Below are 14,268 nucleotides of genomic sequence, written 5' to 3'. Positions count from 1 at the left end.
GCCACCGCCCCCGGCCGCCGAACTCGCCCTCCTGAAGGATGAGGTCACCACCTGGTTCGCGAGCCTCCGCGACCGGATCGTGGCGGAACTGGAGGCGATCGAGGCGGAGGCCCAAGGGCCGTTCCATCCCGATGCCCCGGCCGAGGCCGGACGCTTCGTGAAGACCCCCTGGAAGCGCACCGACCATAGCGGCACGCCCGGCGGCGGCGGCACCATGGCGATGCTGCATGGCCGCGTGTTCGAGAAAGCCGGTGTCCACGTCTCACAGGTCTTCGGCGAGTTCGCCCCGGAGTTCCGTGCGCAGATGCCGGGCGCGGCGGAGGACCCGCGATTCTACGCCACGGGCATCTCGCTTATCGTCCATCCCTGGAATCCGAACGTGCCGACCGTGCACATGAACACCCGCTTCGTCTCCACGACGAAGACGTGGTTCGGCGGCGGGGCCGACCTGACCCCCGTCCTCGACCGGCGCCGGACCCAGGACGATCCCGACACGCTGCGATTCCATGCGGCGATGAAGGCGGCCTGCGACGCCCATGCGCCGGCCGCCGATTACGACCGCTACAAGGCGTGGTGCGAGGAATACTTCTTCCTCAAGCACCGCAATGAGCCCCGCGGCATCGGCGGCATCTTCTACGATTATCACTGGACCGGCGATCCGAAGGCCGATCTGGCCTTCACCAAGGATGTCGGCCTCGCCTTCCTCGACGCCTATCCGGCCATCGTGCGCGCGAATCTCGCGAGCGCCTGGACCGAAGCCGACCGGCTCGAGCAGCAGGTGCGGCGCGGGCGCTACGTCGAGTTCAACCTGCTTTACGACCGGGGCACCATCTTCGGCCTGAAGACCGGGGGCAACGTCGCCTCGATCCTGTCCTCGCTGCCGCCCACCGTGCGCTGGCCGTGAGCGACGACCTACCGACCCGCTACGCGCCGCAGCAGGATGCGGCGCTGAAAGCCATTGCCGAATGGCGCAAGGCCGGTGGCCCGCAGGTGTTCCGCCTGTTCGGCTATGCCGGCACCGGCAAGACCACCCTGGCGCGCCGCATCGCCGACGATGTGGAGGGCACGGTCGTCTTCGGCGCCTTCACGGGCAAGGCCGCCTCGGTGATGCGGTCGAAGGGCTGCCACGATGCCGCGACGATCCACAGCCTGATCTATCGCAGCAAGGAGACCGAGGAGGGAGGACCGGCCTTCACCCTCAACCGCACCGGGCCGGTCTCGAAGGCGGAGCTCGTCGTCATCGACGAGTGCTCCATGGTCGATTCGGATCTCGGCAACGACCTGCTCTCCTTCGACAAGCCGGTCCTCGTTCTCGGCGACCCCGCCCAATTGCCGCCGGTGCGCGGCGGCGGCTTCTTCACCGAGGCCGAGCCCGACGTGATGTTGACCGATGTCCACCGGCAGGCCGCCGACGACCCGATCGTGCGCATGGCGATGACGATCCGTGAGGGCGGCCGGCTCAGCATCGGCGAGTATGGCGAGAGCCGCGTCGTCTCACGCCGCTCCCTCGATCCGTCGAGCGTGCTGGAATGTGACCAGGTCCTCGTCGGCATGAACAAGACGCGGCGGCTCTACAACAACCGCCTGCGGGAACTCGCGGGCCACACCGACCCGATGCCGGCGGTGGGCGAGAAGCTGGTCTGCCTCCGCAACGACCGGACGAAGGGCCTGCTCAACGGTTCGACCTGGACGGTCCATGCCCTGCGAGCGGCGCCCCGCGCCGATACGGTCCGCCTCGATGTCGTGCCCGACGACGACCCGGCCCTGCGGCGGCGGCCCATCGACATCAAGGTGCTGCGGGCGGTGATGTCGGGCTCCGAGGAGGAGATCCCGGCCTTCCTCAAACGCGAGACCGACGAGTTCACCTACGGCTACGCTCTGACCGTCCATAAGGCGCAGGGCTCGCAATGGGACAATGTCGTTCTGTTCGACGAGTCCTTCGCCTTCCGCGAGCACCGGGCGCGCTGGCTCTATACCGGGCTGACCCGCGCCGCCCGCGCCATCACCGTGGTGGTGTAGCCCCGCGTCTGCTTGCGAAAGGAGTGGCATCCGGGCGACCCGCCACCCACCTGAGCGCCAGACAATCTTTGGAGAGACGCCTTGTCCCACGACCGATCCGGCCCGCCGCAAATGCACGCCACCACGATCCTGATGGTCCGCAAGGGCGGCAAGGTGGTCATCGGCGGCGACGGGCAGGTGAGCCTCGGCCAGACCATCGTGAAGGGCAACGCCCGCAAGGTGCGCCGCCTCGCCAAGGGCGCCGTCATCGGCGGATTCGCCGGGGCGACGGCCGATGCCTTCACCCTGTTCGAGCGGCTTGAAGCCAAGCTCGATCAGTATCCGGGGCAGCTCACCCGCGCCTGCGTCGAGCTCACCAAGGATTGGCGCACCGACCGCTACCTGCGCCGCCTCGAGGCGATGATGTTGGTGGCGGACAAGGATGTCAGCCTGCTTCTCTCCGGCGCCGGTGACGTGCTCGAGCCGGAAGGCGGCGTCATGGCGATCGGATCGGGGGGGAATTACGCCTTGGCCGCTGCCCGCGCACTCGAGGATGGTGAGCACGACGCGGAGGCGATCGTCCGTAAGGCACTGGGCATCGCGGCGGAAATCTGCGTCTACACGAACGGCAATCTCGTCATCGAGCAGCTCGAAATTTCTGCATCTTAATGCCGGATTGATGGCCGGATTAACTCAACCTTGTCGATATTCCCCTAGCGCTGAGACCTGACTTCCTTCAGATCTGGTCGACGGCAATGCGCATCAGGGCAAAACTTCTCGCTTTCGTAGGGATCTGCTCGATGGTGACGCTCGTCGTTGCCACGATCAGCATCCTGTCGCTTCAAACGTTCAACACCGCCCTGACGGATGCGAAACTCGCGTCCCAGCGGGCGCTCGACGCGGCCAACCTCAACCAGATCGTGACCAGTGTCGTCGTCGAGTCTCGCGGCATCTATGCTGCCAAGGACACTCAGGACGCCAAGAAATACGAAGTCCGCCTTAAGAAGAACCTCGACGCCATGAATGCCTTGCTCAAAAGCTGGGCCCCGCGCGTGCCGGCGAGCGAACGTGCGGCGTTCGACAAGATTCTGGCCGATGCCGCGAGCTTCACGATCCTGCGCAACGAGTTGGGGCGGCTCGGCACCGAAGTTTCGCCGAAGGCCGCGGCCGATCAGGGCTTCAACGAGGCCAATCGGGCCAACCGCCAGGCCTTCCAAGACAGCATCGACAAACTCGTCGGCACCGCCGCCGCGGAGGTCGAGGCGATCGATCGATCGACCGACTCCCTTTATGCGGAGCGTTTCCAGCTTCTGCTGTTCCTGGCCGTGGGCGGCACCCTCGGTGGCCTGCTGATCGGCGGTTTCGTGGGAAATCGCGAGATCGCCCGTCCCCTGGCCGGCGTCTCGCAGGCGATCCGCCGGCTGTCCGAAGGGGACTTGGCCTTGCCGGCGATGAAACCCCGGCGCGACGAGATCGGCGAGATCTGGACCAGCATGCAGGTCTTCTCGGCGACGATGAAAGAGGCGGCGGACCTCCGCGCCAGCCAGGACCAGGCCGCCGGAATCGCATCCCAGCGTCGCCGCGGCGAGAGAAACGAACTCGCGGATCGCTTCCAGGGCAGCGTCGGAAACCTCGTCGAGACCCTGGCCGGCTCGGCCGCCGAGATGGAGCTCACCGCCCGCTCCATGGCGGCCAATGCCGACCAGACGAACCGGCAATCCACGGCGGTGATGAACGCGGCCAACGAGACGGCCATGAACGTTCAGGCCGTCGCGGCGGCCACCGAGGAACTCGCCGCCACCGCCAACGAGATCGGCGCGCAGGTGTCCCAGACATCCGCCGCCGCCGCCGGCGCGGTGGATAGCGCGCGCCGGACTACGGAGCGTGTCCGGGTCCTCGCCGACAGCGCGTCCCGCATCGGCGACGTGGTCGCCCTGATCTCCAGCATCGCTAGCCAGACCAACCTGCTCGCCCTCAACGCCACCATCGAGGCGGCCCGCGCCGGCGAGGCCGGTCGCGGCTTCGCGGTGGTCGCGGCCGAGGTAAAGGGGCTCGCCGCCCAGACCGCGAAGGCGACGGACGAGATCACCGCGCAGATCGCGACGATCCAAGAGGCCACCCGCGATACGGTGAGCGCCATCGAAGAGATCGGCTCCACCATCGGCAGCGTCCATACCATCGCGATGGGCGTCGCGGCGGCGGTGGAACAGCAACAGGTGGCGACGCAGGAGATCGCCCGCGGCGTCAACGATGCCGCGCGCGGGACCCAGGCCGTCACCGAAACCATCGCGGATGTTCAGGTCGCGGCGGTTCAGACCGGGGCCGGCGCATCACAGGTGCTGGCCGCCGCCGAGCATCTGACGCGCCAGTCCCTCAGCCTCGGACACGAGGTCGATGGCTTCGTCGGCGGCATCCGGGCCGCCTGAACGCCGTCCCGATGCATCTGGAAAGGAAGGCCGTCGACGCTTAGATCGAGGCCGTGCACGATCTCGATCCCATGCCGACCCGCCCAGATGGTTCCGCCTTCGGCTCGCCCGATCAGCGTTCCTGCGGGTGGCGCATCCGTGCGGATCGAAAGCGCGCCTTCCCCTCTTCTCGGGCAGCGCGGCTGCCGCATCCGACCGGAGCGTGATGACAACCTTCTCCCCCCGCGAAATCGTCTCCGAGCTCGATCGGTTCATCGTCGGCCAGCACGATGCCAAGCGCGCGGTCGCCATCGCCCTGCGCAACCGCTGGCGCCGGCAGCAGCTCGTCGGTCCCCTGCGGGAGGAGGTGGCGCCCAAGAACATTCTCATGATCGGCCCCACGGGCTGCGGCAAGACTGAGATCGCCCGCCGGCTGGCCAAGCTCGCCGGCGCGCCGTTCCTCAAGATCGAGGCGACGAAGTTCACGGAGGTCGGCTATGTCGGCCGCGACGTCGAGCAGATCATCCGCGATCTCGTGGAGGTCGGCATCGGCCTCAAGCGCGAGGAAAAGCGTCGCTCGGTCCAGGCGAAGGCCGAGGCGGCGGCGGAGTCGCGTATCCTCGATGCCCTGGTCGGGCCGACATCGGGCCAGGCCACCCGCGACAGTTTCCGCAAGAAGCTGAGGGCCAGCGAACTCGACGACAAGGAGGTCGAGATCGAACTGTCGGGCGGATCGCCCTCTGGCCTGCCGATGTTCGAGATCCCGGGGATGCCTGGCGCGTCCATGGGGGCGGTCAATCTCGGCGACATGCTCGGCAAGGCGCTCGGCGGCCAGAAGGGCAAGCCGAAGCGGATGACGGTGCGCGAGGCCTACGCCCCCCTCCTCGCCGAGGAATCCGACAAGCTGGTGGATACGGAATCGCTGACGCAGGAGGCGATCCGCGAGGTGGAGAACAACGGCATCGTCTTCCTCGACGAGATCGACAAGATCTGCGCCAAGGAAGGCCGCTCGTCGGCCGACGTGTCCCGCGAGGGCGTGCAACGCGATCTGCTGCCGCTGATCGAGGGAACCACGGTGGCGACGAAGCACGGTCCGGTGAAGACCGACCACATCCTGTTCATCGCCAGCGGCGCCTTTCACGTCTCGAAGCCGTCCGATCTCCTGCCGGAACTGCAGGGCCGCCTGCCGATCCGGGTCGAGTTGCAGCCCCTCACCGTGGAGGATTTCAAGCAGATCCTCACCACCACCGAGGCGAGCCTGCTGAAACAGACCGTGGCGCTGATGGCGACGGAAGGCGTGACCCTCGATTTCACCGACGATGCCGTGGACGCGCTCGCGCGGGTCGCCGTCGAGGTGAACAATTCGGTGGAGAATATCGGCGCGCGCCGGCTCCAGACCGTGCTGGAGCGGGTGATCGACGACATCTCCTTCACCGCCACCGACCGGTCGGGAGAGACCGTCGCGATCGACGCCGCCTATGTCCGCGAACGGGTGGAGAGCCTCGCCGCGAACGCGGATCTCAGCCGGTTCATCCTGTAGTCCACGCCCCGGCAAGGTTTTAGGCCGCGACGGCCCTGAGAAAACGTCCGATCTCGGCTTCGAGGTCGGCTGCGACGTTTTCCACCTGGGCGGCGCTGCCCTGGACACCTTCGGCCATCGTGGCCGTGCTACGGGCGGCACCCGTGACGGTGGCGAGATCGCGTGCGATCTCCACCGAGGTGGCGGCGGTGTTCCCGGCATTGCGTGAGATCTCGCCGGTCGCCTCCCCTTGTGCAGCGACGGCTGTCGCGAGCTCGGTGGCCATCACGCTGATCGCACCCATGCGATCCGTCACACGGCCGATGGCATGAGCGGCCTGATCCGTCGAAGTCTGGACGGATGCGACCTGACCGGCGATCTCGTCCGTCGCCTTCGCGGTCTGGCTCGCCAGGGCTTTCACCTCCGCCGCCACGACGGCGAACCCACGGCCGGACTCGCCGGCCCGCGCGGCCTCGATCGTGGCGTTCAGGGCGAGCAGATTGGTCTGTTCCGCGATGGCCCGAATGAGGCCCACGATGGTGCCGATGCGCTGCGCGGTATCGGCGAGTTGCGCCATCTGCTGGTTTGTGGCGGACGCTTCGCCAAAGGCTGCGTCGATCTCGGTCTTGGCGACATTGAGGCGGGCGCCGATTTCCACGATCGAAGCCGAGAGTTCCTCGGCGGCGCTTGCGACGGTCTGCACGTTGGAGGAAGCCTCTCGTGATCCGGCTGAGGCGCCTTCCACCGCACGGGTGGCATCCGAAGACGCGTCCGACATGGCGGCGGCGCGGGTCCGAAGCTCGCCCGTCTGCGCGCCGACCAAGCGGACGGATTTTGCGACCTGCGCCCGGAAAAGGGCGATCTCGGCATCGATGAACGCCCGGCGGTCCTGAATGTCCTTGGCACTCACCATCCGGTCGGCTTCCAGTTCACGCGCCTTCAGGCTGGTTTCGCGCAAAGCTTCGAGGGCACGGGCCACGGCACCGACTTCGTCTCGTGCGTCGCGATAGGGGATCGCATCCTCGAGATTCCCCGAAACGAGACGGGAGGTCCGCTCCGCGACCACGCGAATGGGTCGAAACATGCGGAACGCGGCAAAGCCCAGGACGAGACAGGCCAGGAGCGCCACCGATAGAATCGTCCATCGCACCGTCGAGATGGTCTGAGCTTGAACCACGTCGTAGGCTTCGAGGGGCACGCCTACGAACAGGATGCCGTTGATCCGACCCTTCGCATCCTGCGTCGGTTGATAAACGGTGAGGTACCGGCGGCCGAACAGGGTCGCGGGCCCGAAATAGACCTTTCCGCTGCGGATCAGCGCCTGTGCGGGGTGATCGTTGGCGAGGGCGGTGCCCACGGCCCGCTCGCCATCCTCTTTCTTCACCGTCGTGACGCGCCGCACGAAACGGTCGCCCGCGGGGTCGTAGGCGAAAACCGTGGCGGTTCCCCCGACATAGTCGACGGTGCGGTCGACGATGGATTGATCGCCCAATGCGCCGAGGTCCGGCGATCTGGCCAAGGTTACCCGATCCCCATCGAACCCGATCTCCGTCCCAGGGACCGTATCTCTGTACACCAAACTCAGCGTCCGCAGATGGCGGTTCCCATCCGCAGCCTGCTTTTCCTTGAGTTGATGGTCGATCTCCCAGCTGGTGGCCACGAGAAGTGCTGCGGATACCAGAATGATCATCGCCACCGTGAGGAGGATGACTTTCGCGGTCAACGATTTAAGATACAACATCATGCCGCAATCCGGGGATGGAAATACTATCGAGGCATGTATTGAAGCACGATAAATTTATCGTCCGATTAATGCTCTACCTTGATTTGACAAAGGAGTCTGTTTTTCTATCTATAATTATATTTCTACTATCTACTCAATCCACGGCGGATGAGGATATGAGTTGCGATGCCAACAGTCGCCCCTATGGGACTGCCGGGCGCTGAACCGCTATCCGTCTCACCGGGTTTCCCAGACCTGTCCGGGACGCAGGGCGACGAACCGCTCCGGCGGAATTCCGCCCGCCGCGCATGCCGCCGCCAGCGCCTCCACCGGCTCCTCGATCCCCTCGTCGGTGAGGCGGAACGTGCCCCAATGGTGGCCGAGCATCTGGTCCGCCCCGAGCAGTCCGGCCGCCACGACGGCGTCGGCCGGGTTCATGTGCTGGCCCTTCATGAACCAGCGCGGCTCGTAGGCCCCGATTGGCAGGGTGGCGAGGCGCGGGGGACCGAAGCGGTCGCGGGCGTCGCGGAAGATCGCGCCATCGGCGAGACCGGTATCCCCCGAATGATAGACGACGCCGGACGGGCTGGTCAGGACGTAGGAGCACCATAGCGCCATGCGCTTGTCGTTGAGGCCCCTGGCCGACCAGTGATTGGCGGGAGTCATGTGTAACGTGAGTCCGCCGCCGAGATCGACGGACTGGCCCCAGTCGCATGTCTCCACATGCATCGTATCGTCGAAGGATCGCAGGATGCTGTCGTTGCCCAGCGGCGCCACGATCAGCGGCTGATGCCGTTGCCAGAGCCGGGCCACTGTCGGCCCGTCGAGATGGTCGTAATGGTTGTGGGTGATCAGCACGACGTCGATGGGCGGAAGCGCATCGAAGGCGATGCCCGGCGGATTGACCCGTTTCGGACCCGCCACGGAGAGGGGGCTCGCGCGCTGGGCGTAGACCGGGTCGACGAGGATGTTGCGGCGGCCGATCTGGAACAGATAGCTCGCATGGCCGATGAACGACACGCGTAAGCCCTCCACCCGTTCCGGCGGCGTATCGTTGAAGGGGCTCGGAAATGAAGCCGGCCAAGCGACCCCGGCCCGCTCCCGCTTCCAGCGCAGGATGTCTCCAAGCACCTTGTCCGCCGGCTGATCGACGCCGTGGAACTGCAGCCCGTCGAAATGATCGGTCACCGGGCCGCTGTAATACGGGTTACGGCCCTTGCTGCGCCGATGCGCCGCGTAGCCGACGCCGCCGAGCGTCATGACGGTGAGCGCGGAGAGGGTCGCGAGAAGGCTTTGCCGTTTCATCGTTCCGAGATGGCGGTGGCCGCCGCGCAATCAAGACGCCCGCCGTCAGGCTTCGCAGTCCTTGGGCATCACGGCCACCAGCTCTCCGGCGAGGGCGCGGATCTTCCGATGGGCTTCGACCTCGACTTCCTCGCGGGTCTTGTTCTCGGTCGGAATGGCGACGACGCCGGTGATCCGCCCATGCGCACCGATGAGCGTGAAGTTGAATCGCCCCATGCGACTGCGGCGAACGACGAAATGCGGCAACGGTCTCGCTCCTTCCCGAAAGCATCGGTCTGAAAGGACGAGCTACGGGGCGGAGAGCCGAAAAGTTTCAGGACCGCCAGCGCAATTCCTGCTGCACCAACGGATTGCGGAAGGACCGCGCCTCGCGGGCCGCCTGGAGGGCTTCGCGCTTGAGGCGGAAATACCATTGCGACGGCAGATCGCTCTGGCCGAACAGCACCATCGTCGGCTTGCGGTCGAGACCGGCCTGGGCGTGCTGGAGCACCTGCTGGTCCTGGGTCAGGAACTGCCGCATCAGCGGGCGCGCCAGGGGCTTCAGCAGGTTGAGGACCGGCATGTTCCAGTAGAGCGCGTTCGTCAGCATGGTGCGGTTATGGGTGAGCGGTGTCGCGAAGGTGTAGTTCGCCACGCGCTTCGGCCCGGCCTCGATCCGCTCCAGCCGCACGCCGGGCAGGCGGAACTCGATCTCCACCTCCGGTACGCCGCCGAGCAGCTTGTAGACCGGCGAACTGGTCGTCGTGGCATGGCTGGACATGGTGAAGCCGTGCGGCGTCGGCGTGAAGGTCTTCACCTTCTCGCGCAGCTCCTTCGACGGGCGGAACCACCAGGAATCATGGACGAAGGCCACGTGGCCGGGGTCCACGAGGCTCAATGTGGTGAGGTCGAAGGAGGCCTCCACCACGAGTTCGACCACCAGGGAGCCCGCCGCCTCGAACCCGAGTTCCGGCAGGGGCGGCAGGTCGCCGCCCGGCGGCCCGAGATAGGGGTTCACCCAGACGAAGCCGGCGCTCTCGCGGATAGGAAAGCGCTGGACCGTGATCCGGGTGAAATCCGCCGCATCCGCCGAGGACAGGGTGGGCACGTCGCGGCAGCGCCCGTCGGTGCCGAAGCGCCAACCATGGAAGGGACAGGTCACGGCGTCGCCATCGAAGCGTCCCTTCGACAGGGCCATGCCCCGGTGCGGGCAGCGGTCGCGCATGGCGAAGGCGGCTCCGGCCTTGTCGCGGCCGAGGACGATCTGCTCGCCATTGAGTTCGACCGCACGCAAGCTGCCGGGTTTCAGCGTGTCGGCGCGGCCGACGCAGTAGAACGCGTCGGGCAGGGGCTGGCGCATGGCGTCCGGGTCGAGGGCCGCTTCGTCGGTCGCCGGGTTCTTTGCCGTATCGGCCTTCGCCTGGGGCGGCGGGGATGAGAGCATGATGGGCCGCGATTGTCCTGAGGCGAACGCGTCTCCGGCGATGCCCCGGCCGGTCGGGCGCGGGACGATACGTGGCGGAGGGCGCCTCGTCTTACGCCTCGGCGACGGCGGTGGCCACAAGTGTAAAGGGCCGGCCGATGAACGCCTGGCGTTGACGCCTTCGGGCAGCGCGCGGGCGGTCGGGAGCTCCCCAGCGGCGAGGCGCCGCGCCTGCCGCATCGGGGCTTTTCAAGCCGCGAATCCGTGACTAGCTTGGGGTTCTCGCAACGAACGAAAGGAGGTGATCCAGTGTCTCATTGCCTAAATCAGCCGCTTACCTCGGCTTACCGGACCTGGAACGTCGCCTCCGGCGCGCACGCCTAGCGCGTTAGAGGACCCCTCACCGGGTTCGGCCGAACGGACAAGCGGTTCGGCAATGGAAGGGCCGCCCTCATGGGGCGGCCCTTCGTCGTTGGGGTCTCGGTCAGTGAGTGGTTCAGCGCTTCTGGAACAGGGGCTGGGCCAGTGCCTCGGCCCGAGCCATCCAGAGGTCGCGATCGGCACAGGCCTGGGCCAGTTCCTCGGCATCGCTCTCGGAGCGCGCGCGAGCCTCTTCCAGCTTCTCGACGAAGAGGGTCTGGAGTTCGGCGAGGCGGTCACGCTCGGCGCGCAGGTCGTGGAGCTCGGCCATCTCCTTCTCCACATGCGACCGCAGGCGGCGCAGTTCCTGGGCGAGGATCCCCTGGAGTTGGTCGTAGCGGTCGCTCTCGACCTTGAGCTTGGCCTTGAGCATCAGGTTCTCGGCCATCAGTTCCGAGACGTCGCCGTCCTCGCTGGTCTCGGGAGCCTCGGTCCGCGCGGGCGGCGACACCACCCGGGGCGACCAGGACGAGGCCTGCGGCTCGGCCTTCTCCGGCGCGGCCGGTCTTTCGAACGCCGCGACCTTGTCGGCGGCGGGGGCCTGCTCGGCGGAGGTGGTCGCCGCCTTCATGGCCGCCAGCCAATCGCGCAGCGGTCCGGGCGTCGGACGTCCGTTTAAATCCTGTGCCTGGTAGTGACGGGCTGGTTCCGACATCGCTCGCGTCCTCGTGTGCAGACGCATTCGATCAAAGCATGCTTAACGAACCGTAAAGGTTAAGAAAATTTCCTCGTCCCGATTTGCGGAAACGGGCGCGCCGCGTGGCGCGTGTTCCTCCCTGCCGAAGGGTCACTTCGACCGCCGTATCATGCAGACATAAGAGAGTCCGAGCCACGGCCGGCATCGGCTTTCGTCGAGGGGGCGCGACCACCCAGCGGACCGGGCCGATGCTATAGCTCGGAGCGCAATCGCCAAAGGACGGACACGGCACATGTATATCGAAGCGCCCAGCCTCGTGGGACAGCCCGGCATCAGGCACGCCTTCTTCACCCGTGCCGGCGGCGTCTCCCACGGTCTCTATGCCAGTCTCAACGGAGGCCTCGGCTCGCAGGACGAGCCCGCCCTCGTGGCGGAGAACCGGAGCCGCATGGCCGGGCATCTCGGCGTCGCGCCGAGTCATCTCGTGAGCCTGTATCAAGTCCACTCCGCCGAGGTCGCCATCATCGACGGCCCCATGGCCCTCGCCGACCGCCCGCGTGCCGACGCCATGGTCACGCGCGTGCCGAACCTCGCTCTGGGCATCGCCACCGCCGATTGCGGTCCGATCCTGTTCGCCGATCCCGTGGGCCGCGTCGTCGGCGCCGCCCATGCGGGATGGAAGGGCGCCTTGTCCGGTGTGATCGCCGCCACGGTGGAGGCGATGGAGCGTCTCGGCTCGGCGCGGGGCGACATTATCGCCGTGCTCGGCCCGACGATCTCGCAAGCCGCCTACGAGGTCGGGGACGATTTCCGCACCCGCTTCGCCGAAGAGGTTCCGGGTTCGGACGCCCACTTCGCGCCGGGCCAGCGCGAGGGGCACGCCCAGTTCGACCTGCCCGGCTTCATCGCCCGTCGCCTGCGGGAAGCCGGCATCGAGAAGGCATCGACACTGGGCCTTTGCACCTACGCCGATCCCGAACGCTTCTATAGCTATCGGCGCACGACCCACCGGGGAGAGGCCGATTACGGCCGACTGATTTCGGCGATCGTTCTTGCCGCCTGACAGGCGAGACGGTGGCGGCCAGGGTCTGCGACAATCTGTCATTCGCCAAGGTAGTGAAAAAGCGTGGCCGTAAGTGAACCTTGGCCGTTCGGCAGTGTTCTGGCTATGCGTTGCCTCTGCTGAGGTGGTCGCTGCCACAAAGGGGCCGTGTTCGACACACGCGGCGTGGTTGCGATGCAACAGCTTCCTGAGGGATGCTGAGCTATAGACGGGGAATTGCGCAGGACCGCTCCCAAAAAGGCGGCCGCGCTAACGAGTAGAGGACCAGACCATGAAATCCTTCCTTCGCGGCACCACCGCCCTTGCCGGCATCGTCATCGCCGGTTCCGCTTTCGCCGCCGACCTTCCGCGTCGCGCCGCTCCCCCGGTCTTCGTGCCGGTGCCGGTGTTCACCTGGACGGGCGCCTACTTCGGTATCAACGCCGGTTACGGCTTCGACGCCGGTAGCAACAGCGACCGTTACAACCTCCCGGCCGGCTCCGTCCTGAACGGCGGCCCGGTCAACCGGGTGTTCAACGCGAACAGCGGCAACGATCTCGAAGGCTTCGTCGGCGGTGGCCAGGTCGGCTACAACTACCAGTTCACCCCGGGTTCGGGCGTGGTCGTCGGTATCGAAGCTGACGCCCAGTACACCGATTTCGGCAACAAGACCCGCACCGTGAACGGCACGTTCAGCCCGGTCGTCGGCGGCCTCAACGGCACCACCGCCGTTCGCCTCCCCGGCAACGAGATGAACTTCTTCGGCACCGTCCGCGGCCGCATCGGTTACGCCTTCGACCGCACCCTCGTGTACGGCACCGGCGGCTTCGCTTACGGCGACGGCGGCACCGGCTCCGACGATTTCCGCACCGGCTACACCGCTGGTGGTGGTATCGAGTACGCTCTCCCCACGGACTCGTTCTTCAACTTCTTCAAGTCGTCCGCTGTGACGCTGAAGGTCGAAGGCCTGTACGTGAACCTCGAGCAGGAAGGCCGCGGCAACCGCTCCGTCTACAACCCCGCCACGAACGTGCTTTCGCTCAGCCCTTCGGCTCGCGAAGCCGAGTTCGCCGTGGTCCGCGCCGGCCTGAACTACAAGTTCGGCTCGTACTAGGCCTTACAGAACCGACGCTCCGCCTCAGGGCGGAGCACGAGGTCTCTAGAAGGAGCCCGGCTGAAAAGCCGGGCTCTTTTTGTTGCGTGAGGAAGACGAGTGGCCTCCGGCTCTATCACCTTTCCGAAATTTCATGCTCCGAACCTGAGCTCCCGTGCATCCGCAACGGCGAAGTTCGCGTTGACCCCCTGACAAAGCCTGAGGCGCCACCCCATCTCGGAGGCGCCGGGGCGGCATTGGCCCGCAGGCTTCTCTCAGGAGGACGACCCCATGAACAGCGAAGAACGCGAGGTCATCGGCGGCATTTTCCAGCGTCTGGAGCAGGCCGCGAGCCAGCCCCGCGACGCCGATGCCGAGCGCTTCATCGCGGACAAGCTCCGCGCTCAGCCCTATGCGCCCTATGCGATGGCGCAACTGATCTATGTCCAGGAAGAGGCGATCAAGAGCCTGAACGAGCAGCTCGAACAGGCTCGTCAGTCGGCCCAGCAGCCCCAGGGCGGCGGTGGCGGCTTCCTCTCGAGCATCTTCGGCGGCGGCTCGCGCCAGCCGGAACCCCAGCGTCCGACCGGCCAGCCTTGGGGCGGTCAGGGTGGGCCGCAGCAGGGATACGGTCAGCAGCCCGGCTATGGGCAGCAGCCGGGTTACGGCCAGCAGCCCGGTTACGGCGGACCGCAGCAGGGCGGCCCCTGGGCCGGCCAGCAGG

At 66.7% G+C, this 14,268-nt stretch carries 13 protein-coding genes; 8 read left to right on the top strand and 5 right to left on the bottom strand.

The window, feature by feature from the left end:
• The first annotated feature begins 31 nt into the window (after positions 1-31).
• From hemF to hslU, 5 genes are all read left to right on the top strand, one after another.
• Positions 32-904: an oxygen-dependent coproporphyrinogen oxidase gene (gene hemF, locus FV220_RS20460; protein ID WP_147833038.1), complete on the top strand. Its 873-nt coding sequence runs from the start codon at positions 32-34 to the stop codon at positions 902-904.
• On the top strand, positions 901-2,019 hold the full coding sequence (locus FV220_RS20455) for an AAA family ATPase (protein WP_018042306.1): 1,119 nt from the start codon (positions 901-903) through the stop codon (positions 2,017-2,019). The genes hemF and FV220_RS20455 overlap by 4 nt, the downstream gene beginning before the upstream one ends.
• Before the next feature lie 111 nt (positions 2,020-2,130).
• Positions 2,131-2,667, top strand: a complete 537-nt coding sequence (gene hslV, locus FV220_RS20450) for an ATP-dependent protease subunit HslV (RefSeq protein ID WP_056158791.1) — start codon at positions 2,131-2,133, stop codon at positions 2,665-2,667.
• A 131-nt stretch (positions 2,668-2,798) separates the two neighbouring features.
• Positions 2,799-4,424: a HAMP domain-containing methyl-accepting chemotaxis protein gene (locus FV220_RS20445; protein ID WP_238253815.1), complete on the top strand. Its 1,626-nt coding sequence runs from the start codon at positions 2,799-2,801 to the stop codon at positions 4,422-4,424.
• A gap of 205 nt (positions 4,425-4,629) precedes the next feature.
• Positions 4,630-5,943 carry an ATP-dependent protease ATPase subunit HslU gene (hslU, locus tag FV220_RS20440; RefSeq protein ID WP_056145812.1) on the top strand — a complete coding sequence of 438 codons (1,314 nt, stop codon included), beginning with the start codon at positions 4,630-4,632 and terminating at the stop codon, positions 5,941-5,943.
• Between the two features lie 19 nt (positions 5,944-5,962).
• Here hslU and FV220_RS20435 read toward each other — a convergent pair whose 3' ends face one another.
• The 5 genes from FV220_RS20435 to FV220_RS20415 form a co-directional block, all read right to left on the bottom strand.
• On the bottom strand, positions 5,963-7,441 hold the full coding sequence (locus tag FV220_RS20435; protein WP_246689501.1) for a methyl-accepting chemotaxis protein: 1,479 nt from the start codon (positions 7,439-7,441) through the stop codon (positions 5,963-5,965).
• A 441-nt stretch (positions 7,442-7,882) separates the two neighbouring features.
• Positions 7,883-8,950, bottom strand: a complete 1,068-nt coding sequence (locus FV220_RS20430) for an MBL fold metallo-hydrolase (RefSeq protein ID WP_147833034.1) — start codon at positions 8,948-8,950, stop codon at positions 7,883-7,885.
• Positions 8,951-8,995: 45 nt separating this feature from the next.
• Positions 8,996-9,196 (bottom strand): hypothetical protein, encoded by a 201-nt coding sequence (locus FV220_RS20425; RefSeq protein WP_147833033.1) that lies wholly within the window; start codon positions 9,194-9,196, stop codon positions 8,996-8,998.
• Between the two features lie 67 nt (positions 9,197-9,263).
• Positions 9,264-10,373, bottom strand: coding sequence for an aromatic ring-hydroxylating dioxygenase subunit alpha (locus tag FV220_RS20420; RefSeq protein ID WP_056145804.1), 1,110 nt, complete (start codon positions 10,371-10,373; stop codon positions 9,264-9,266).
• Between the two features lie 475 nt (positions 10,374-10,848).
• On the bottom strand, positions 10,849-11,427 hold the full coding sequence (locus FV220_RS20415) for a hypothetical protein (RefSeq protein ID WP_187273477.1): 579 nt from the start codon (positions 11,425-11,427) through the stop codon (positions 10,849-10,851).
• A gap of 274 nt (positions 11,428-11,701) precedes the next feature.
• Between FV220_RS20415 and pgeF the strand changes: the two genes are divergently transcribed.
• The 3 genes from pgeF to FV220_RS20400 all read left to right on the top strand — a co-directional run.
• Positions 11,702-12,472, top strand: a complete 771-nt coding sequence (gene pgeF, locus FV220_RS20410; protein WP_147833032.1) for a peptidoglycan editing factor PgeF — start codon at positions 11,702-11,704, stop codon at positions 12,470-12,472.
• A gap of 271 nt (positions 12,473-12,743) precedes the next feature.
• Positions 12,744-13,565 carry a porin family protein gene (locus tag FV220_RS20405; protein ID WP_147833031.1) on the top strand — a complete coding sequence of 274 codons (822 nt, stop codon included), beginning with the start codon at positions 12,744-12,746 and terminating at the stop codon, positions 13,563-13,565.
• 270 nt (positions 13,566-13,835) lie between these two features.
• On the top strand, positions 13,836-14,268 hold a 433-nt coding region (locus FV220_RS20400; protein WP_147833030.1), incomplete at its 3' end, for a DUF2076 domain-containing protein.

The sequence above is a fragment of the Methylobacterium sp. WL19 genome, from assembly GCF_008040005.1.
GTDB classification, from domain to species: domain Bacteria; phylum Pseudomonadota; class Alphaproteobacteria; order Rhizobiales; family Beijerinckiaceae; genus Methylobacterium; species Methylobacterium bullatum.
The sequence above is the reverse complement of the archived record's forward strand: the minus strand, read 5'-3'. Positions and strand labels throughout refer to the sequence as shown.